Raw genomic sequence first — 19,312 nt, forward strand, 5'->3', positions numbered from 1 at the left:
CGCTTCAAGGCCAGCGCCGCAACCGCAAAAGGACGAAAGGAGAAAGCCAATGCCTTGACCAAAACCTGACCGCAGGAACATAAAAAGGCGGGTCACTTCTCAGTGAAAATCCCGGGTCAGTTCCAAACGGAAATCAACAGGAGCGCTCTTGACTGGCGCCTCGCTCTTGATTTTCAGTTTTTTAGACCGCCATAAAACGACAGTCAACATAAATATCGATATTTTTAGGATATGTCCTTTTATGTCGATATTTCACATATATCTCTAATTCCTAGAAACAGTCCACAAACGTGGTTTTCACCGTTATAATGGGTGCTAGCCGAGATTCATTTGCAAGGGCGACAGGGCATGACCATCGACAGGACCGAGGATGATCGGGAAATCGTTCCGAAGGCCGGCAGGACGCTCGTCGAGGGCGCCTATGCGACCTTGCGGCGCGAGATTCTCGACGGCGCCTATGAGCCGGGCGCAAAGCTTCGGACGGAGGAATTGCGGGCGCGCTACAACATCAGCGGCAGCACGATGCGCGAGGCGCTGACGCGCCTGCTCGGCGAGGCGCTGGTGACCTCCGAGGGGCAGCGCGGCTTTCGCGTCGCGCCCGCGTCGCTCGAGGATTTTCGCGATCTGACCGAGGTGCGCAAGCTGCTCGAAACCGAGGCGTTGCGGCAGGCGATCGCGGTTGGCGACGAGGCCTGGGAAAGCCAGATCGTCGCCACCTTTTACCGGCTGTCCAAGGTCGAGGAGCGCCTCGCAGAAGACCCCGCAGGGTCGCTGAGCGAATTCGAGGCGCGCAATCGCGAATTTCATCACGCGCTGATCGCCGCGTGCCCATCGCGCTGGCTGCATCATATGATCGGCCTGCTCTTTCAACAGTCCGAGCGTTACCGCCGCATTGCCCTATCCAAGCGCACGATTCCGCGCGACGTCCATGCCGAGCACCGCGCCATTTTCGACGCCACGCTCGCCCGCAATGCCGAGCTTGCGTGCCAACTCACCATGGACCATATCGAACGGACGCTGACGGTTCTGCGCACCACGCTTGAGCCGCAGGGACTCGAAAAGAGTCGTTGACCGAAATCGCCTCAAATGCCTGCATAATTGCACCGCAGCATTCGGCTCGAAGGAACCCTTAGCTTCGTTGCTATGGGCTGCCCAAAAGAGCGCGCCTTGAAGGCGGGGCCAACTCCGCCCATATGCAGTTCATGTTCGATCATTCCCTGAAATTCTGCCTCGACGAGAGCCATAGCCTCGGCGAAGAGGCGGCGTCGCGCCCGGAAGACGAAACGACGCCGGGCAACGCGGCTGCGCGAGAACGCGTCATGCTCGACGCCTATTCCGACGCCGTGACCTCTATTGTCGATGCGGTTGGGCCGAGCGTCGTTCGGCTCGATACGCGGCGGGCGGACGGCCGACGAATTGGCTCCGGTTCCGGGTTTTTGGTTTCTCCCGATGGGCTCGTCGTCACCAATGCGCATGTCGTCGACGCCGCCAAAACGGCAGAGGTCTCGACGCTTGACGGCGGCAAGTTTTCGGCTCGCATTCTCGGCCGCGATCTCGATACGGATCTGGCGCTCGCGCGCATTGAAGAAAACGCGACTTTTCCGGCGGCGCGCCTTGGCGATTCCAAAGTCTTGCGGCGCGGGCAGTTGGTGGTCGCCATCGGCAATCCGCTGGGCTTTGACGCCAGCGTGACGGCGGGAATCGTTTCGGCGCTGGGCCGCTCGCTCAGCTCAAAGAACGGCCGCATGATCGAGGATGTCATCCAGACCGACGCCGCATTGAATCCGGGCAATTCCGGCGGCCCGCTGGTCTCTTCGCTTGGCGAGGTGATCGGCGTCAACACGGCCGTCATCAGCGGGGCGCAAGGCATCTGCTTTGCCGTCGCTTCGAGTACTGCCGAATTCGTTCTTGGCGAAATCATTCGTCATGGACGCGTCCGTCGCGCCTATATCGGCGTTGGCGCGGCGACGCATATTCTGCCGAGGCGCCTCATCTTGCGACATGAACTCACGCAAAACACCGGCGCCGTTCTGACCCAGGTAGAATCGCAGGGGCCGGCCGACCAATCTGGCCTGATGACCGGAGATATGATCCTGGCCATCGATGGCGCGACAATATTGGGCGCGAGCGATCTGGTGCGCCATCTCGACGCGGAAAAACTTCAGCGTGTCTGCTCGATCGACTTTTTGCGTCGAAGCGAAAAGCGCCGGGTCTGGATTGCGCCCGTCGAGCGACGGGCCTGACGGCGCGAAGCGGACCATCGCGCTGTCTCTGGCGTTCAACGCCGGACGATCACCACCTCGAACTTGCCTCGCGGGCCAATGCACCAGGAAACAAACCAACTGGTCAGACTGACGACGAGCGCGCACAGGACCGCCGAGCCAAAACCGTGGACGACGAAATCCGGCAATAGCGCGGTGACCAGTTCGACCATCAGGCCATTGACGACCAGCAGGAACAACCCGAGCGTGAGAAGGGTGATCGGCAGCGTCAGGATGACAAGGATCGGCCTGATGACGGCGTTGACGAGCCCCAGCAGCAGCGCCGCCCAGATCAGGGCTGCTGTCGTGCGAATTTCAACGCCCGGCACAAGCCGTGAAGCAAGCCAAAGGCCGACGCCGACGATCGTCGCGCGCAAGAGGAAACCGATCATTGGCGTGGTCCTCGATCGTGTTGTGCTTAGTTCTGTCTATCGCCCCTGGCTACGATCAACAAGCCGCCATTCCGTAGCTGCCGTTAAAGCGCAAGCGCCCGCAGCCAGGTGGCGAACTCCTCGTTATTGGTCAGGAATGGCCTTGGATTGATTTCGACAAGCCGGAATTGCCATATAGAAGGCTGAGTCGGTTCTGACCGGTTTGGAGCGCCTGAATATGCACGTCACTTTAGGAATTACTCATCTCCAGCCAATCGTTTCCTTGGCGGCAGGCGTTCTGATCCTCATCGCGCCCCGGTTCCTGAATTATATCGTGGCCATCTTCCTTATCCTGTCCGGAATTATCGGTCTCGGATTTGTCCGATGACGTTTTCACTCCTGCCGCGCTCTTAAGCCCCGGCGGCAATGCTGCGCAGGTCGAAAACCGCAATTCCGGCAGATTGAGTGCGGGCTTTCAGGGGCGAGGCGCGAAAGCGACCAGCACATTGCCGGGCTCGCCGCCATAAAGTCCGTATCCCGAATTCACGAAAATCATTCCGCCACAAATCGTTGGACCGCCAGAATCCAGCGATCCGCCGCGTGCATCCACGCGATTGACGGTCTCGAACGGTTTGACCATGTCATAATCCCACAATAGACGCCCATCGGCGGGCGCATGGGCCCTGATGTGACCGTCGACGGAGCCGGACAGGACAAAATCCGGCGTCGCGGTGACGGCGGCCGACTGCGCCGGACTGCAATTTTTTCGCTCTCCGCAGGCTTTTGCTGGGGGCGCGCTCCACAGCACGTCGCCGGTCGCAACCTCAAGCGCGTGCAACCCGCCGCCCTTGCTCGGGTCAAGCACAAGCGGCTGTCCGAGCGCCAAATCAATGATCGCGAGGTCGGACACCGCCGCATATACGGCCTTCCCGTTGGTCGCGACGCCCCATTGGACGCCGCCCAGCGGGCCCCCCGCTCCAACGCGCCTTTGCCAGACGATCCGCCCGCGCTCGTCTGGATCGAGCGCCCAGACAATTCCAGACTTCTGCCCGATCGTCAGCAGGCGCTTGCCGTCGCCAAGCGCGATCAGATTGGCGGAGGAGCCAAGATCGTAATCGGGTCCATGTGGTTCAGGGCAATTGGTTTTATCGGCTGAAAGACACGCGCCATTTCCCATGTCGCCAGCCAGTAATTGGCGCGACCAGACGATGTCGCCAGTATCGAGCGAGATGGCGAGGACGGCGTCGCTGGTCGTGGTTGCGGGGGCCGAGTGATTGTCTCCGGTTCCGACATATAAGAGCCGGAGCTTGGCGTCGATCGTTGGCGACGCCCAGATCGAAGCGCCCGACGGACCGAACAGCTGGGTTCCGATCGCGTTCCTGCCCTGCGGCTGCGCCTGCGGGAGCGTATAGGTCTTCCAGACCAGCGCTCCGGTCGCCGCGTCGAGCGCGACGATCGCGCCCCTGCCGCGGCAACATTCGAACTTGGGATTGATGGCGGCGCTGTCGTCGCCCACCGATATCGGCACATAGAGCCGTCCTTCGAACAGCACTGGCGAGCCGGTGATCTGGACGGCCGTGTCGTCATCCGCCGTGACTTTCCAGATGGTCTCGCCGGTCGCCGCGTCGATCGCATAGGCGCGTCCCCGGCGGTCGCCGAAAAATGCCGCGTCCCGGCCGGCGATTTGGCCCAGGGTGACGGCTGTCCTCACGCCGGCGCCAGCCGTGTAATCCCAGAAATAACAACCCGACTGCATGTCGAGCGAATAGACGTGGCCGTTCTGGGCTCCGAAGAAAACGCGGCCTCCCACGGCAGAAGGTTGGCCGAACATCGCCACGACGCCCGGAACGCCAAACGCCCATTTCGGCTCAAGGCGCCCGAGTTGCGCCGCGGCGACGCCCGGTTGCGGCTGGAGCCGCCAATTTTCGACATTCGCGCCCCAACCATTGAAAGACGGTCCGTCGGGCGAAAATGACGGCGTCGGGTCCTTGCAGCGCCCCGCCATCGGAGCCTCGGCCCCGATTTTCTTGCCGGTCAGGAATTCCGCCAACGCGATGCGCTGGTCCGACGAAAGGCTCTCGCCTTGCGCTTTCATGAGCCCATTGGCGAGCGCCTCGACGATGAAATTGGGCGACATCGCTTGAAGCGACGCGCGGGCGGGAGCGCGGGTCGCAGGATTGCCGTGGCAGCCGGCGCAATTCTGCTCGAACAGCATGTCTTCGGCTCCCGGCGACGGGCTTGACTGGGCGGCGGCGCCATGAGCAGAGGCGAGGGTGATTGACGCCGCGAGACCGAGCGAAAAGAGCATATTCGCCAGCGAGGGCATGATGCCGTCGCCTGGTCTGGCGAAGGGGCGGAAAAAGGCGCCATGAATATAGCATATGGACATAGGGACACGCCTTTCGCCGCCCTGTGCTTGTTCCTCGATGGTCCAAGGCCACGCCAGCAAGGTTGGAACTGAATCCGAACCATAGGAGCCAGGGCTGCGGCAGCCAATCCGACGGCCTGAAAATTCGACGGCATGGGCGAGAAACGATAAACCCCGCAATCGGTTTTCACCGTGCGGGGCTGCCTCCTTGGCGGCTGTACATCCGAGCTCGCCTTGGAATTGAGATCATGATCGCCCGCACTTGTGTCAAACTTGCGGCGGCGGGAGGCCTCATTTCAAAATGTCGCCCCCCGGACTGGCGCGTCGTCCAAATCGCCCAAATTGCCCAAATTGCCATCCTCCCGCCGCAGGCCCGCCACGAGGCGCCGCTACGCTGCTGGTCGTGCTGCGAAAAAACAGGTGATCGACATGGCTGGTTGGCATGTAAACTACTACAGCGTCACGCGGCGAGCCGAGTCCCGTTCGGCTTCCTGCCTCACCTTCGATGGCGCCCTCGTGCATGCGCGGGCGCTCACCATCAATGGGCACATCGTCAGAAGCGTCACGGGCCCGCACGGCGCGACCTTCGACGCGGGGCAGCTCCGCAGCGAGCGCGGAGAAAAACTTGCGTCCCGCGCCGACCGAATCGACCGCGATCATTTTTGAAAAGCGCGCTCGCGCTTTCCTGCGCATGGCGCTGGAGCCGCCAAGCTTCCAGAAGGCGAAGCCTAGTTCAAGCCGTTTGAGACCGAGGTGAATTTGAGGTTGAGATTGGTTCCGACTGTCCTCAACCCCGCGATGACGGCCAAAGCGATGAAGGAGACGATCAGTCCATATTCCACGGCGGTCGCTCCGGATTCATTGCCGAGGAAGCTCGAAATCAGTCTGCGCATAATCAGTTCTCCCTGAAATTCCTGCCGGTACGCACTCTGTGTCGCGCGCTGGCTATGGGAGACTCTTTTAGTGCGAAAACATGCGAGCGAGTTTAATCGAAAGCGCGCGACCGGGTTAACGGGCCGTATCCAAAATGAAAGATTGACGCCGGTCGCGCGATAAAAGGCGGGCCAGCCTTCCCATTGTTCAAGCGGCGGAAGCTGGCGATCTTGGCGCGGGCTTTGGCGCGGGCTTCGGGGCTCCCGCGGCGTCCACCCAAAAGGCTTCGTCTGCCATGTCCAGCATCGGCGCGTCGGAGGCGAACCGGGCGTAGGCGGCGCAATGTCCGATTCCGCCTTGCCCGATCGCGCCCTGGGCGGAAAGCCATGCGTAGATTCGCCTGACCTTCTCCCGCCCTCGGCAACTGCCGCCGGCGAGCGCGCCGGTCGCCCGGCTCTCGGCGTCGAGCGCGAGCCGCGAGCAGATCACATGGTCGAAGCCTTCGCTGCTGGCCCAGGGCTCGAGATAGAGATCGAGCGAGGCGCCGACCAGAATGCAGAGCCGGCCCTCGTCGCGCCGCCGCCGGACCTCCGCCATCATGGATTCGCGCAACAGGCGCGGAACGCCATCCCGGGCGAACGCGGCGCCCACGGCGCGGAGATCTTCGATGTCGCGTCCGCCAAGAGCGGCGGCGAGCAGGCGCTCCCGGGCGTCGTCATTGCCGGTCAGGCCGAAGGCGTGGCCGGCGAGCCAGGGCGAGCTTGCCGCCAGCGCGCGGGCCAGGGCCAGCGGGCCGATCGCTTCCCGGAGAAAGGGCAGCAGGCTATCGCGGCGGGTCAGCGCGCCATCGAAATCGAACAAGGCAAGATCTCGGCTCACAGCGGTCATTTCTTGGTGCGATTTCGCCGGAAGGCCGGCAGAGCCGTTGACGACGCCGTCCGGCGCGTTTCCGGATTTCGGCTTCAGCTCTTAGCATTCAACTATTGATGGATTGTTATGGCGAAAGGCGATTGTCGGGCGTTTGCTCGCCACATTGGGCCTTAAAAGCCGCTGGATCTAGGCCAAATGGCGTTTCCGGTTGACGGAAACGGCGGCGACTGCGAAAAGTTGAGGTAGATTGGTGCGTTGCACACATGCGGCCGCCTCTGCGAAAGTCATCGGACCGGTCCCGGATGGGTCCTGTAACCAGATCATTTTTCCTATTTTAGCATTGGGGCTTGCATGGCAGTTAAAACCGGACGTCAGGTCGAAGCTGCGCGCGAAAATGTTCTTGTCGATCTCGCCTTGCAGGGCGGCGGCTCGCACGGGGCCTTCACCTGGGGCGTGCTGGACCGGCTGCTCGAAGAGCCCTGGTTGAAAATCGAAGCCATTTCCGGCACCTCGGCGGGCGCGATGAACGCCGCCGTGCTGGTTAGCGGGTTCATGCAGGACGGGGCGGCGGGCGCCCGCAAGGCGCTGGACGCCTATTGGGGCCGCGTCGCGGACGCCGCTCGCTTCAGCCCGATCCAGCGCTCGCCGCTCGATCGCCTGCTGAACCGCTGGTCGCTCGACACCTCTCCCGGCTATATCATGCTGGACCTCATGAGCCGGCTGGTTTCGCCCTATAATCTCAATCCGATGGGCCATAACCCCATCCGGGGATTGCTTGAGGAAAGTATCGATTTCGCCCATCTCAACGAGGCGCCGATCAAGCTGTTCATCACCGCGACCAATGTCCACACCGGGCGCGGGCGGATTTTCCGCAACAAGGAAATTACGCCGGATGTCCTGCTCGCCTCCGCCTGCCTGCCGACCATGTTCCAGGCGATCGAGATCGACGGCGAGCCCTATTGGGATGGCGGCTATGCCGGCAACCCGACCATTTCGCCTCTGGTCCGCGAGAGCGAAGCCAGCGATGTGATTCTGGTGCAGATCAATCCGCGCGAACGCCGCGAGACGCCGCGCACGGCCAGCGAAATCCTCGACCGTCTCAACGAAATCTCCTTCAATGCCCCGCTGCTGAAGGAGTTGCGCATGATCGCGCTGCTGCGGCAGGCGGCCGATCCCGGCAGCGGCGAAGGCCGCCGCTGGGCGGAAATGCGCACCCACCGCATCGTGACGGACAAGCTCCAGGAATTTGGCGCCACCTCCAAGCTCAACGCCGAGGGCGCCTTCCTGCAATTGCTCAAAGAGGAGGGCCGCAAGACGGCGGAGGGATTCCTCGCCGAGCATGGTGACGACCTTGGAAAACGGGCCACCGCCGATCTCGACGTTCTTCTCGCGGAGTGCTGATCGTGAGCCTGCCTGTCGTCATCGGCCTTCTTGGCATCCTCGCCGGCCTCGGCCTTCTGATCTGGCTCGCCTTCCGGGGCTGGAGCGTGTTGTTGCTTGCGCCGATCGCGGCGATCGTCGCGGCCTTCTTTTCGAGCGAACCGCTGCTGGCGCACTGGACCCAGACTTTTATGCGCAGCGCTTCGGGTTTTCTGGCGCAGTTCTTCCCGCTCTTTCTCCTTGGCGCCCTGTTCGGCAAGCTGATGGAGGACACGGGCTCGGTCTCGGCGATCGCAGATTATATGACCGAAAAGCTCGGGACCAAGCGCGCCATTCTGGCGGTGGTGCTCGGCGGCGCGGTGGTCACTTATGGCGGCGTCAGCCTGTTCGTCGCCTTTTTCGTGATCGCACCGATGGCGCAGGACCTGTTCCGGGTCGCGAGCATTCCGCGCCGGCTGATGCCGGCGGCGATCATGCTCGGCACGTCGACCTTCACCATGTCGGCCATGCCGGGCACGCCCTCGATCCAGAACACCATTCCCATGCCCTTCTTCGGCACGACGCCCTTCGCGGCGCCGGGCCTCGGCGTGATCGCCTCTGCCATCATGCTGGGCTTCGGCCTGTGGTGGCTGGCGCGCGAGGAGGCGGCGGCGCACGCCCGTGGCGAAGGCTTCGGCGATGGCGCGACCAGGACCGCCGGCGACCTCGCCAGTGACGAGACCCTGCGCGAGCGGGCCACCGCCTCGCACGAGTTCGATCCGGCCGAAATCGCCCATGGCGAGATCGCCAAGACGCGCCCGTCCTTCGCGGTCGCCGCCGCGCCGATCGTGGTCGTCATTCTCGTCAATGTCGTCCTGTCGCTGATCGTGCTGCCGCGCCTCGACCTGAGCTTCCTCGCGAAGCCGGAATGGGGCGGAGTTTCGCCCGCCGCCGTCACCGGCGTGTGGTCGGTGCTGACCGCTTTGACCCTGGCGATCCTGACCGTTCTCGCCCTCAACTGGCGGCGCATTCCAAATCTGCGCGCCACCATGGACGCGGGCGTCAACGCCTCGGCTCTGCCGGCGATCAGCGTCGCCAGCCTGGTGGGCTTCGGCGCCGTCGTCGCCGCTTTGCCGGCCTTCAGCGTGGTGCGCGACGCCGTGCTCGGCATTGGCGGCGGCCCGCTGGTGTCGCTGGCGGTGGCGACCAACACGCTAGCCGCGCTCACGGGATCGGCCTCGGGCGGGCTCACCATCGCGCTCGACGCCCTCGGCGCGACCTATCTCCAGCGCGCGGCCCAGATCGGCATGGATCCGGCGTTGCTGCATCGCGTCGCCGTGATTGGCTCCGGCACGCTCGACAGCCTGCCGCATAATGGCGCGGTGGTCACGCTGCTGTCCGTCTGCGGCTCAAGCCATGGCGCGAGCTACAAGGACATTTTCATGGTCGGCATTCTCGGCGCCATCATTGCGCTGGTGGTGGTGATCGTGCTTGGCTCGCTTGTCGGTTCGTTCTGAAGGCGCCCGCAGCCTTATCCTGAATCCGCTAAAACGGGGTTCGAATCTTGTCTTCTTCCCGCTCTTCCTCTTTGTCCCGGCGCGTTTCTCGTCTCCTGATGGCGGCCGCGCCGGCTCTCGTCCTTCTCGTTTCAGGCTGCAAGCGCGAGACGGCGGAGGAAGCGCCGCCGCCGCGTCCCGTCCGCACCGTCGTGGTCGAGAAGGGCGGCCTCGGCCAGACCATCGTCCTCACCGGGCAAATTCTGGCTGAGAAGGAAGTCGCGCTCGCTTTCCGTATTTCCGGTCGAATCATCGAGCGTTCCGTCGATGTCGGCGCGCGCGTCACGCCGGACCAGGTCGTCGCCAGGCTGGATCCGCAGAACGAGCTGAATACCCTGCGCTCGGCGCGGGCGGGGCTTTCCTCGGCCAAGGGGCGGCTTGAGCAGGATTCCAATCATTTCGACCGTCAGCAGACCCTGTTGCGGCAGGGCTGGACGACGCGCGCCAATTTTGAGCAGGCGCAGCAGGCCTTGCGGACCGCGCAGGCGGCCGTGGACGACGCCAAGGCCCAGGTCGAGATCGCCGAGGACCGCGTCAGCTATACCGAGCTCAAGGCCGGCGTAACCGGCACGATAACCCGCCGCGCGGCGGAATCGGGCGAAGTCGTGCAGGCCGGGCAGATGGTCTATACGGTCGCGCGCGATACCGGCTGGGACGCCGTGTTCGACGTTCCCGCGCAAGTGCTGCGCACCGCGCCGCCGGATTCCGACGTCGTCCTCGCCCTGACCGACGACCCCACCGTCGTCGCCAAAGGCCGGGTGCGGCAGATCGATCCGCAAGCCGATCCCGTCACCCGCACCTTCAAGGTCCGCGTCGCCGTCAATGATCCCCCGGCCGCGATGCGTCTCGGCGCGACCGTGTCCGGGCGGCTGGAGGTTGATCACGGCCACGGCCTGACGCTTCCCGCCAGCGCCCTAACCGCGACGCAGGGCGGCCCCGCCGTCTGGGTGGTCGATCCCGAAGGCCTGACCGTCGCGCTGAAGCCGGTCGAGGTGCTGCGCTTCGATCCCGGAACGGTGGTGATTTCGGGCGGGCTCGACGGCGGCGAGATCGTCGTCACGGCGGGCGTGCAGGCGCTGCATCCCGGCCAGAAGGTCCGGTTGGTCGGAGCGCAATCATGATTGGTCCCAATCTTTCCGACTGGGCCCTCAAGCATCGATCCTTCATCATTTTCGCGATGATCGCGATCGTGGTCGCGGGCCTGTCGTCCTATTTCCGCCTCGGGCGCAGCGAAGACCCGGCCTTTACCTTCCGCACCATGATTGTGCAGGCGTCCTGGCCGGGCGCGACGCTGGACGACACGCTGACTCAGGTGACGGAGCGGATCGAGCGCAAATTGCAGGAGACCAAGGGCCTCGACTACCTGCGCTCCTACACGAGCCCCGGCCTCACCACGATTTTCGTCAATCTCAAGGGCTCGACCTCCGCCAAGGAAGTGCCGGACATCTGGTATCAGGTCCGCAAGAAGGTCGGCGACATGCGGCGGACCCTGCCGCAGGGCGTGGTCGGCCCCGGCTTCAACGACGATTTCGGCGACACTTACGGCCTGATCTACGCTTTCACCGCCGACAACGGCTTCAGCCACCGCGAATTGCGCGACCATGTCGAGGCGATGCGCTCCAAGCTGCTGCAGGTTCCCGACGTCTCCAAGATCGAGATTCTCGGCGCGCAGGACGAGCAGATCTATGTCGAATTCTCGACCAGCAAGCTGGCGGGCATGGGGATCGACCGCGCCGCTTTGGTCGCCGCGCTGCAGGCGCAGAACGCCGTGCTCCCCGCCGGCGAAATCCAGACCGGCGACGAGAAGCTGTCGCTCCGCGTCACCGGCGCCTTCCGCTCCGAGAACGACCTGCTCGACGTCAATTTCCTGTCTAACGGACGCCTGATCCGTCTGCGCGACATCGCCGAAGTGCGCCGCATTCTGGTCGATCCGCCGCAGCCCCTGTTCCGCGTCAATGGCAGGCCGGCGCTTGGCCTCGCCATCGCCATGCGCGACGGCGGCGATATTCTGGCGCTAGGCCAGAATGTGAAAAAGGCAATCGACGCCGACATGGCCGATCTGCCGGTCGGCATTGATGTCGCGCTGGTGTCCGATCAGCCCGTGGTGGTCAAGAACGCCATCGGCGAATTCATGGAATCGCTGTGGCAGGCCATCGCCATCATCATGGCCTGCTCCATCGTCAGCCTCGGCTTTCGTCCCGGCGCCGTGGTCGCCCTGTCGATCCCGCTAACGGTGGCGATCATCTTCCCGATCATGGAATTTATCGGGATCGACCTGCAGCGCATTTCGCTCGGCGCCTTGATCATCGCGCTCGGCCTGCTGGTCGACGACGCCATGACAACTGTCGACGTGATGATCTCGCGCATGGCGGCGGGCGACAGCAAGGAAAAGGCGGCGACCGTCGCTTATGATTCGCTCGCCTTTCCCATGCTCACCGGCTCCTTCATCACGGCGGCGGGCTTCGTGCCGATCGGCTTCGCCAGGTCTTCGGCCGGCGAATACACCTTTTCGATCTTCGCGGTCGTCTCCATCGCGCTGATCGTGTCCTGGTTCGTCGCGGTGCTGTTCGCGCCCTTGCTCGGCGTCTGGCTGCTCAAGGTTCCGGAAAAGAAGACAGAGGAAAAGCCCAGCCGGATCATGGAGGGGTTCCGCTCGATCCTGCTGACGGCCATGCGCCATCGCTGGATCACCATTGCGATCACGCTCGCCTTTTTCACAGCCTCGCTGCTCGCCTTGCCTCTGGTGCCGCGCCAGTTCTTCCCCGCCTCGGACCGGCCCGAACTGGTGGTCGATCTCACCTTGCCGCAGAACGCCTCGATCTTCGCCAGCGACAAGGTCGCGGCCAAGCTCGACGCCGTGCTCAAGGACAATCCGGACGTCGCCAGCTGGAGCACCTATGTCGGGCGCGGCGCGATCCGCTTCTACCTGCCGCTCAACGTCCAGCTGGCCAATGACTTCTTCGCCCAGGCGGTGGTCATCGCCAAGGATGTTTCCGCGCGCGACCGGTTGCACGCGACGCTGGAAAAGAAGCTGGCCGAGGATTTCCCGGGCGTCGTCTCCCGCGTCTCGCCGCTGGAGCTTGGCCCGCCGGTCGGCTGGCCGGTGCAATATCGCGTTAGCGGTCCCGAAATCCGCCAGGTGCGGGAAATCGCCCTGCGACTTGGTTCGCTGCTTGGTTCCGACAACCATTTGCGCCGCGTGAATTTCGACTGGATGGAGCCCGCGCGCAAGGTTCGGGTCGAGATCGACCAGGATCAGGCCCGCCTGCTGGGCCTCAGCTCGCAGGCGCTTTCGGCCTATCTCAACACGGTGATGACCGGCGCGCCGATCACGCAGGTGCGCGACGACATCTATCTGGTCGATATCGTCACCCGCGCGCAGGACGAGCAGCGTGTTTCGCTTGACACCTTGCAGAGCTTGCAGGTTCCGCTGCCGAGCGGCCGCACCGTGCCGCTGAGCCAGATCGCGCGGTTCGACTATGACCAGGAATTTCCGCTGGTCTGGCGGCGCGACCGCGTGCCGACCCTGACGGTGCAGGCCGATGTCGCTCCCGGCGCGACGCCCGAGGGCGCCGTCGCCGCTCTGGCGCCCGCTCTGGAAAAGCTCCAGGCCAGTCTGCCGAAGGGCTATCGCATCGCCGTCGGCGGCACGGTCGAGGAAAGCGCGCATTCTCAGGCCTCGGTCTATGCGATGGTGCCGCTGATGCTGTTCCTGATGCTGCTGTTCCTGATGGCGCAGCTGCACAGCTTTAGCCGTCTCGCCATGGTGCTCAGCCTTGTGCCGATGGGATTGATCGGCATTGTCGGCGCCTTGCTGCTGTCGGGCCGTCCGCTTGGCTTCGTCGCCATTCTCGGCATTCTGGCCTTGATGGGCATGATCGCGCGCAACGCCGTCATTCTCATCGAGCAGATCGAGGCCGAGCGCGCGCAGGGCCGCGAACTTTGGGATGCGATTGTCGAGGGCGCGGTCTCGCGCTTTCGGCCGATCATGCTCACCGCGATCTCGACCGTGCTCGGCTTCATCCCGATCGCGCCGACGGTGTTCTGGGGGCCGATGGCCTTCGCCATCATGGGCGGGTTGTTCGTGGCGACCATGCTGACGCTGATCGTTCTGCCCGCGCTTTACGTGATCTTCCTGCGGGTCAAGGAGCCGGAAAAGGCGTTAGCCTAAAACGCCTGCCGCCAGCAGGGCGAGAACGATCAAGAGCAAGGAGACGCCCGCCGCCGGCCATTGCCGCAGGCGGGCGTCGAGCGTTTCAAAACCAGGCCCGAGGGCAAGCAAGCGGGTAAAGGCCCCTTCGAACAGGACAATGCTGTCGCCCGCCGGCACGCGGGGCGCGGTCCAGCCGAGGCGCCGCAGCCCCAACGCGAGGCCGACGCCGAGCAAGACAGGCCAGAGCCCTTCCCAGATTTTCGCGATCTCCAAAGCTTTGGAGACGTATCCGAATGCCGGAAAGAACAGCCAGGGCAGCAGGATCGCGCCGAGCGCGACGGCCGGCCAAAACCGGACCAGAGCCGACGGGCATTCCCGCGCGGCGTCGGGCGGCGGCGCGTCGAGGCGCGCCACGAAATGGGTCATCAGCAGGGCCGTGCCGATCGAGGACAGGGTGGCGAGACTCGCCGCCCATCCGCTGACGAATTGCGCCTTCGACGCCAGCTTGGCCAAGGCGCCGCCGGTGAAGGGCAGGCCGGCGAGGCTCAGCGCGAGCGTTGCCGCCAAAGCGAGCGTCCAGCCGCCGAGAGGAGCACCGCGCATGGCGAGTGCGCCGATGGTCAGGAACAGCGCGGCCTTCACCAGAAGATGATTGGCCGCGTAAAAGGCGACGTCGCCGGAAGCAGAAATGTCTCCGGCGCCGAGCGCCATGCCCAGCGCGGCGGCGATGACGCCCATCTGGCTGATGCTGGAATAGGCGAGGATCGTTTTGGGGTTTTGCTGGGTCAGGCCGAGGAGCACGCCGTAAATGGCGGTCAGGAACCCCAGCGCCGCCAGGGCCTCGCCCCAGCCTTGCAAGGGGACGCCGAGCGGCAGGAAGCGGATCAGCCCGATCACGCCGGCCTTGACGCCTGCGCCGCTGAGCACGGCGGCGGCGGGGATCGGCGCGGCGGCGTAATTTAGCGGCATCCAGCCGTTGAAGGGGATCAGCCCCATTTTCATGCCGAAACCGGCGACGATCAGGGCCAGAATCGCGTCGCGCCAGGGCGAGGCCGGCAGGGCGGCCATCATGTCGGCGATGCGCGAACTCCCATGCGGCTCGCCCGCCGCGAGCGCCGCAAAAGCCAGCAACAGCAGCGCCTCGCCCAGAATGGCGAAGGCCATATAGATCGCCCCGGCGCGTTTCTTTTCGGCGTCGTCCGAGAAGGCGAACAGCCCATAGGCCGGGATGCTGACCAGAGCATAGACAAGATAGAAGGAGACGAGGTCGCCGGCGATGAACACGCCGAGACTTCCCGCCATGGTCAGCAGCCAGCTGAGTCCGAAACGCTCATCCGGCGCCCGCTCGCGCCAGACGGCGGCGGTGACGACGATCCACAGCAGGGATGCGGCGGCGAGTAGAAGCGCGCCGGGCGGATCGAGACGCAGGGTGAAGCCCAAGCCGGGGAGGTCGAAGGAGGCCGGCGCGGCGGTCAGGCCAAGCAGGCCGGCGGCGAGGCCGGGCGCGGGCGCGAGCCATTGCAGGGCAAGCGCGCGCGGACGCCAATTCTTGACGAAACAGGCGGCGAGCAGGGCCAGCGGCGCGGCCAAACTGGCGACAAGGAGCGTCGAGGAAAGATGGCTCATTGCAGCGTCCCCGCCGCCAGCGGACGGCCGATTTCAAGCAAGTCAAAGAAGCCTTGCGGCGCGAAGCCCAGCGCAAGCGCGATCAGGGCGAGGCCAAGAGCGATCGCCTCGCGGCTGCGCTTCGGCGGCGCCTTGAGCATGATGTCGCCCTCCGACAAGGCCGGCGTGAGGATGCGATAGACATAGCCTGCCGCGAGTAACCCTCCCGCCAGCACGGGCAGCGTCCAGACCCATTGGCCGGACGCGACGGAGGCCTGAAGCATCAGCCATTTGGCGCTGAAGCCGCCGCTCGGCGGCAGCCCCATCAGCGACAACCCGCCGAGGCCCAGCGTCAGGAAGGTCATCGGCAAGGCCCGCGCGGCGCCGGCGAACCGGGCGATCTGGTCATGGCCGAGCGCCTCGGCAAGCAGGCCTGCCGAAAGGAACATGGCCGCCTTGGCGAAAGCATGGGCGAGGATCTGCATCACGCCCGCGCTCCAGCCTATCCCGCTCCAGACATGGGCCCCGGTCGCGAGAGGGAAGACGAGGAACAGATAGCCGATCTGCGCCACGGTCGAATAGGCGATCAGCAGCTTGAGCCGCGCCTGTCGAAGGGCCAATACGCTGCCCGTGATGATCGCCGCCAAGGCGAGCGCGCCGAGAATATTGGCGGCTCCCGCCGCCGACAGCGCCGGAAGGACATAGAACCACAGCCGCAATGTCAGGAAGAACGAGCCTTTGACGACGAGGCCCGAAAGCACGGCGCTGGCGGCGGCGGGAGCATTGGCGTGGGCGGGTGGCAGCCAGAGATGGAGCGGGAACAAAGCCGTCTTGGCGAGCAGCCCGCCGGTCATCAATGCGGCGGCCAACCACACGATGGGCGTGGACTGAACCCTCTGCGCAAGCAGGGGAATGTCGAGCGTCCCATAGGCTCCGTAAAACAAGGCGACGCCGAGCAGATAGGAAATCGAGCCGAACAAGGCGAAAAGCAGGTAACGCAGGGCGGCGGCGAGCGTTTCCGGACGGCCGTCGATACAGACCAGCGGGACGGCGGCGAAGGTGAGCAGCTCCAGCGCGACATAGAGATTGAACAGGTCGCCGCCGACAAAAATAATGGTCAGCGCCGCCCAGATCGCCTGCAGCATGATCCAGAAGGTCAGCGCGCTGCGGCTTTCCGGACCGCCCTCGGGCGTGGCGAATTTGGCGCGGGCATAGAAGCCCGCCGCCGTCAGGATTACGGCCGCCGCGACCAGCATGACCGCCGAAACGCCATCCGCGCGCAAAGCGATGCCGAGCGGCGGCGCCAGACCGCCCAAGGCATAGACAATCGGCTTGCCCGCGCTGGCGACATGAAAAGCGATGGCGCAGGCCAGCGCGAATCCGAATGGCGTGAGGCCCAGCGCGACGCGCTCGGCATTGCGGCCTCCCAGTACGAAGGACAGGATGATTCCTGCGCAGGGAAGCAGGATCGCGAGAACGAGCAGGGCGCCGCCCGGCGTAGTGGGGTCAGGCGGCATCACGATTTGGCGGCTCCGTCGTCTGGTTTGGTCCAGGCTTCTGGATCGAGCGTGACTCGCCCGCTTTCTGCGTGAAGGCGCAGGATCAGCGCGACGGCGAGCGCGCTGGCGGCGAAGGCGACGACGATGCCGGTGATGACCATGGCCTGCGGGATGGGATCGAACGAAAAGCCGGCGGCGGCGCCGCGCCGCGCGACAATGCCGAAGACCAGGAAGACCCCGCTGCCGATGAGGTTGAAAGCCAGCAATTTGCGCAAGGGGTGCGGATGCAGGATGAGGCCATAGAGGCCGAGGCCGACCAGAGCCGCCCCGACCAGCCCGGCGAGAACCCAGGGGCTCATTCGGACCTCCCGTTCGGCGGCCCGGCGACCAAGGCCGGCAGGGCGACCGCGATGGACAGCAGCATGAAGGCCTCGATGAACAGGATGATCGGCTTGGCGAAGGCGTGCGGAAAGGCGAAGAAACTCCCCGCCATGAGTGGGCCGGCCAGGCCGGCGATAAGAAAGACGGCGGGGCCGGCGACGAGCGCCAGCCGCAGCCAGCGCGCGTCGACGCGCGGCGGTTCGGTGATCCGCGCCATCATCGCGATCATCCACATGGCCGCGAGCAGGGCGCCGCCCTGAAAGGCGCCGCCGGGCGCGTCGGCGCCGACCCAGAAGATATGGACGCCAATCACGGCGCCGACGGGGGCGAGCATCTGGGCGAGAAAGACGGTCGCGCCATAGGGATTGCGCCGTCCGAGCGGCGCCGGCGCGGCGCCCCAGGCCTTGTCCGCGCCGACCGACCAGACGCCGAGCACCGCGAGGATCAGCACGACCTTCTCCAGCATGGTGTCAAAGGAGCGATAGGAGATCAGCACGGCCGTGATGGGATTGCCGAGGCCCGCGCCGGGGCCGTCCGCTGCGGCGGCGGCTTGCGGCGCCAGGCTTGGGGCGGGATCGGGCAGGATCAGGATGATGGCCACCAGCGCCCCGGCGACGAGCAGGGCCAGCGCGCCTGCGAACAGCTTGAGCGCAAGCCCTGGCGACGGTCCGGCCTCGCCGGCGCGGGCCGCCCCAAGGCGCTTGCCCGCCGTGATCAGCAGGACGCCAGTGACGCCGCTGCCGACGGCGGCTTCCGTCAGGGCGACGTCGGGCGCGTAAAGGCGCACCCAAACCAATGCGAGCAACAGTCCATAGGCGACATAGCCCACGACGGAAGCAAACAGGTCCCGCGCGGCGATGGTCCAGACGGCGAGGCCGACGACCAGCAGGGCGAGGGCGACGTCAAGAAAGGGAAGGACGCTCATTTGCGGCCTCGACGCAAGGCGCGGCCGATCAATTGCGCCGTCGAGGCGCCGGAGAGCAGCACCAGAGCCCATATGACGATGAGCTTGAAGGCGGCGAGAGCCGAATCCGCGCGCGGCAGCAGCCCGAGCGCGACCAGCCCGAGGCCGAGATTATCGGCCTTGGCGAGCGCGTGCAGGCGGGTGAGGGAATCGGGAAAGCGCAGCAGCCCGACGGTACCGGCGAAAAAGAAGAAGACGCCAGCACCGATCGCGCAGAGGCTGAAAAGATCGACCAGCGGGATCATGGTTCGGTCTCTCCCAACTCGGTCTCGTCGTCATCTGTTTCGAGCAGATTGACGAAGGCCATGGTGGCGAAGGCGGCGAGCAGGGCGAGCCCCAGCGCGACATCGTCGACGCCCGGGACGCCGGTGGCGTAGGCGGTCAGCAGCAGCGCCGCGATTCCGCCCGTGCCGAGCAACTGAACCGCCATCAGCCGGTCGACGTCGTCGGGGCCGCGCAAAATGCGGACGAGGCCGACGGCCACGGTGAGAACGATAAGGCCCGCCGCGGCGAGCAGCGGTTCATTCATAGCCGGTCGCCTTTTTGAACAAGGCCTCGTCCGCCGCCAGATTGGCCGCAACCGGTTGGGACCTGTCGAGAGCGTGGACTTGCAGAGTCCCGCCTTCGGCGCCGGTCGGCAGGGTTCCCGGCTGGAGGCTCTGATATAGGCAGAACGCGTTGCGGGATTCGCCCGACGGGAGCGTCAAGGGGCAGGCGACGAAACCCGGATTGAGATCGAGGCGTGGCGAAAGCGCGCGGCGGGCGACATCGAAGCCCGCGAAAATGGAGCCGCGCAGGAAGCGCAGGACGAGGGCGGCAAGGGGCGCGAGGCGCGGCTGGGCGTGGCCCGGCGGCAGGAGCCGGAGGCTGATCCAGACCGCGCCGCCCGCTGTGACAAGCCCAACGGGGAGGTCCTTGGCCGTCCAGCCCGCGATCATGAGCCACAGGCCGAAGAAAAAGGCGAGGCGGGCCGCGAGAACTTTGGTTGGTGTCGGCGCGCCGGGGGACATGAAGGCCTCGAATATTGCGGTGCGGTGGAATGCTAGCATCGC

The 19,312-nt window shown here is 65.0% G+C and carries 19 protein-coding genes; 8 read left to right on the plus strand and 11 right to left on the minus strand.

Translation table 11 applies throughout. From position 1 onward, the window contains the following. Positions 1–348: 348 nt before the first annotated feature. Both QZ409_RS04785 and QZ409_RS04790 read left to right on the plus strand, forming a co-directional pair. The gene (locus tag QZ409_RS04785) at positions 349–1,071 is read left to right on the plus strand and encodes an FCD domain-containing protein (protein ID WP_296707436.1); all 723 of its coding nucleotides are present in this window, start codon (positions 349–351) and stop codon (positions 1,069–1,071) included. Between the two features lie 131 nt (positions 1,072–1,202). Next, the gene (locus QZ409_RS04790) at positions 1,203–2,243 is read left to right on the plus strand and encodes a trypsin-like peptidase domain-containing protein (RefSeq protein WP_296707437.1); all 1,041 of its coding nucleotides are present in this window, start codon (positions 1,203–1,205) and stop codon (positions 2,241–2,243) included. Positions 2,244–2,278: 35 nt separating this feature from the next. On the opposite strand, the gene QZ409_RS04795 is transcribed toward QZ409_RS04790, so the two are convergent. Continuing rightward, positions 2,279–2,653, minus strand: coding sequence for a phage holin family protein (locus tag QZ409_RS04795; RefSeq protein WP_296707438.1), 375 nt, complete (start codon positions 2,651–2,653; stop codon positions 2,279–2,281). 217 nt (positions 2,654–2,870) lie between these two features. On the opposite strand from QZ409_RS04795, the gene QZ409_RS04800 reads away from it, so the two are divergent. Continuing rightward, entirely contained in the window at positions 2,871–3,020 is a 150-nt protein-coding gene (locus QZ409_RS04800) for a DUF3096 domain-containing protein (protein WP_296707439.1), read from the plus strand. Between the two features lie 87 nt (positions 3,021–3,107). Here QZ409_RS04800 and QZ409_RS04805 read toward each other — a convergent pair whose 3' ends face one another. Continuing rightward, positions 3,108–5,021 carry a PQQ-binding-like beta-propeller repeat protein gene (locus QZ409_RS04805; RefSeq protein ID WP_296707440.1) on the minus strand — a complete coding sequence of 638 codons (1,914 nt, stop codon included), beginning with the start codon at positions 5,019–5,021 and terminating at the stop codon, positions 3,108–3,110. 399 nt (positions 5,022–5,420) lie between these two features. Between QZ409_RS04805 and QZ409_RS04810 the strand changes: the two genes are divergently transcribed. Next, on the plus strand, positions 5,421–5,666 hold the full coding sequence (locus QZ409_RS04810; RefSeq protein WP_296707441.1) for a hypothetical protein: 246 nt from the start codon (positions 5,421–5,423) through the stop codon (positions 5,664–5,666). Positions 5,667–5,728: 62 nt separating this feature from the next. On the opposite strand, the gene QZ409_RS04815 is transcribed toward QZ409_RS04810, so the two are convergent. Then, positions 5,729–5,893: a Flp family type IVb pilin gene (locus tag QZ409_RS04815; RefSeq protein WP_296707442.1), complete on the minus strand. Its 165-nt coding sequence runs from the start codon at positions 5,891–5,893 to the stop codon at positions 5,729–5,731. 187 nt (positions 5,894–6,080) lie between these two features. Continuing rightward, the gene (locus QZ409_RS04820; RefSeq protein ID WP_296707443.1) at positions 6,081–6,752 is read right to left on the minus strand and encodes an HAD-IB family hydrolase; all 672 of its coding nucleotides are present in this window, start codon (positions 6,750–6,752) and stop codon (positions 6,081–6,083) included. 342 nt (positions 6,753–7,094) lie between these two features. Between QZ409_RS04820 and QZ409_RS04825 the strand changes: the two genes are divergently transcribed. The 4 genes from QZ409_RS04825 (at position 7,095) to QZ409_RS04840 (ending at position 13,829) form a co-directional block, all read left to right on the plus strand. Then, a complete protein-coding gene (locus tag QZ409_RS04825; protein ID WP_296707444.1) occupies positions 7,095–8,144 on the plus strand; it encodes a patatin-like phospholipase family protein in 1,050 nt (349 codons plus the stop codon). A 20-nt stretch (positions 8,145–8,164) separates the two neighbouring features. Further along, entirely contained in the window at positions 8,165–9,619 is a 1,455-nt protein-coding gene (locus tag QZ409_RS04830) for a GntP family permease (RefSeq protein ID WP_296707526.1), read from the plus strand. Between the two features lie 98 nt (positions 9,620–9,717). After that, on the plus strand, positions 9,718–10,779 hold the full coding sequence (locus QZ409_RS04835; RefSeq protein WP_296707445.1) for an efflux RND transporter periplasmic adaptor subunit: 1,062 nt from the start codon (positions 9,718–9,720) through the stop codon (positions 10,777–10,779). Beyond that, positions 10,776–13,829 (plus strand): efflux RND transporter permease subunit, encoded by a 3,054-nt coding sequence (locus QZ409_RS04840; protein WP_296707446.1) that lies wholly within the window; start codon positions 10,776–10,778, stop codon positions 13,827–13,829. The genes QZ409_RS04835 and QZ409_RS04840 overlap by 4 nt, the downstream gene beginning before the upstream one ends. Here QZ409_RS04840 and QZ409_RS04845 read toward each other — a convergent pair. Genes QZ409_RS04845 through QZ409_RS04875 form a run of 7 tightly spaced genes read right to left on the minus strand, consistent with a single transcriptional unit; the run spans position 13,821 to position 19,309 of the window. After that, positions 13,821–15,437, minus strand: coding sequence for a proton-conducting transporter membrane subunit (locus QZ409_RS04845; protein ID WP_296707447.1), 1,617 nt, complete (start codon positions 15,435–15,437; stop codon positions 13,821–13,823). The genes QZ409_RS04840 and QZ409_RS04845 overlap by 9 nt on opposite strands. Beyond that, positions 15,434–16,933, minus strand: a complete 1,500-nt coding sequence (locus tag QZ409_RS04850) for a proton-conducting transporter membrane subunit (protein ID WP_296707529.1) — start codon at positions 16,931–16,933, stop codon at positions 15,434–15,436. Before QZ409_RS04850 ends, QZ409_RS04845 begins: the two co-directional genes overlap by 4 nt. Continuing rightward, the gene (locus QZ409_RS04855; RefSeq protein WP_283364402.1) at positions 16,933–17,274 is read right to left on the minus strand and encodes an NADH-quinone oxidoreductase subunit K; all 342 of its coding nucleotides are present in this window, start codon (positions 17,272–17,274) and stop codon (positions 16,933–16,935) included. Before QZ409_RS04855 ends, QZ409_RS04850 begins: the two co-directional genes overlap by 1 nt. Continuing rightward, positions 17,271–18,221, minus strand: a complete 951-nt coding sequence (locus QZ409_RS04860; RefSeq protein WP_296707448.1) for a hydrogenase subunit MbhD domain-containing protein — start codon at positions 18,219–18,221, stop codon at positions 17,271–17,273. The genes QZ409_RS04855 and QZ409_RS04860 overlap by 4 nt, the downstream gene beginning before the upstream one ends. After that, entirely contained in the window at positions 18,218–18,505 is a 288-nt protein-coding gene (locus QZ409_RS04865) for a monovalent cation/H(+) antiporter subunit G (RefSeq protein WP_296707449.1), read from the minus strand. The genes QZ409_RS04860 and QZ409_RS04865 overlap by 4 nt, the downstream gene beginning before the upstream one ends. Beyond that, on the minus strand, positions 18,502–18,789 hold the full coding sequence (locus tag QZ409_RS04870; RefSeq protein WP_296707450.1) for a monovalent cation/H+ antiporter complex subunit F: 288 nt from the start codon (positions 18,787–18,789) through the stop codon (positions 18,502–18,504). Before QZ409_RS04870 ends, QZ409_RS04865 begins: the two co-directional genes overlap by 4 nt. After that, positions 18,782–19,309: a Na+/H+ antiporter subunit E gene (locus QZ409_RS04875; protein WP_296707451.1), complete on the minus strand. Its 528-nt coding sequence runs from the start codon at positions 19,307–19,309 to the stop codon at positions 18,782–18,784. Before QZ409_RS04875 ends, QZ409_RS04870 begins: the two co-directional genes overlap by 8 nt. Positions 19,310–19,312: the final 3 nt, after the last annotated feature.

This window comes from Rhodoblastus sp. (assembly GCF_019449565.1).
Lineage (GTDB): Bacteria > Pseudomonadota > Alphaproteobacteria > Rhizobiales > Beijerinckiaceae > Rhodoblastus.

What these genes read in the sequence shown, in the direction of transcription:
- QZ409_RS04785 (WP_296707436.1), top strand. Translation starts at nt 349, where the DNA reads ATGACCATCGACAGGACCGAGGATGATCGGGAAATCGTTCCGAAGGCC.
- QZ409_RS04790 (WP_296707437.1), top strand. Translation starts at nt 1,203, where the DNA reads ATGTTCGATCATTCCCTGAAATTCTGCCTCGACGAGAGCCATAGCCTC.
- QZ409_RS04795 (WP_296707438.1), bottom strand. Translation starts at nt 2,653, where the DNA reads ATGATCGGTTTCCTCTTGCGCGCGACGATCGTCGGCGTCGGCCTTTGG.
- QZ409_RS04800 (WP_296707439.1), top strand. Translation starts at nt 2,871, where the DNA reads ATGCACGTCACTTTAGGAATTACTCATCTCCAGCCAATCGTTTCCTTG.
- QZ409_RS04805 (WP_296707440.1), bottom strand. Translation starts at nt 5,021, where the DNA reads ATGTCCATATGCTATATTCATGGCGCCTTTTTCCGCCCCTTCGCCAGA.
- QZ409_RS04815 (WP_296707442.1), bottom strand. Translation starts at nt 5,893, where the DNA reads ATGCGCAGACTGATTTCGAGCTTCCTCGGCAATGAATCCGGAGCGACC.
- QZ409_RS04825 (WP_296707444.1), top strand. Translation starts at nt 7,095, where the DNA reads ATGGCAGTTAAAACCGGACGTCAGGTCGAAGCTGCGCGCGAAAATGTT.
- QZ409_RS04835 (WP_296707445.1), top strand. Translation starts at nt 9,718, where the DNA reads ATGGCGGCCGCGCCGGCTCTCGTCCTTCTCGTTTCAGGCTGCAAGCGC.
- QZ409_RS04840 (WP_296707446.1), top strand. Translation starts at nt 10,776, where the DNA reads ATGATTGGTCCCAATCTTTCCGACTGGGCCCTCAAGCATCGATCCTTC.
- QZ409_RS04845 (WP_296707447.1), bottom strand. Translation starts at nt 15,437, where the DNA reads ATGAGCCATCTTTCCTCGACGCTCCTTGTCGCCAGTTTGGCCGCGCCG.
- QZ409_RS04850 (WP_296707529.1), bottom strand. Translation starts at nt 16,933, where the DNA reads ATGCCGCCTGACCCCACTACGCCGGGCGGCGCCCTGCTCGTTCTCGCG.
- QZ409_RS04855 (WP_283364402.1), bottom strand. Translation starts at nt 17,274, where the DNA reads ATGAGCCCCTGGGTTCTCGCCGGGCTGGTCGGGGCGGCTCTGGTCGGC.
- QZ409_RS04860 (WP_296707448.1), bottom strand. Translation starts at nt 18,221, where the DNA reads ATGAGCGTCCTTCCCTTTCTTGACGTCGCCCTCGCCCTGCTGGTCGTC.
- QZ409_RS04865 (WP_296707449.1), bottom strand. Translation starts at nt 18,505, where the DNA reads ATGATCCCGCTGGTCGATCTTTTCAGCCTCTGCGCGATCGGTGCTGGC.
- QZ409_RS04870 (WP_296707450.1), bottom strand. Translation starts at nt 18,789, where the DNA reads ATGAATGAACCGCTGCTCGCCGCGGCGGGCCTTATCGTTCTCACCGTG.
- QZ409_RS04875 (WP_296707451.1), bottom strand. Translation starts at nt 19,309, where the DNA reads ATGCTAGCATTCCACCGCACCGCAATATTCGAGGCCTTCATGTCCCCC.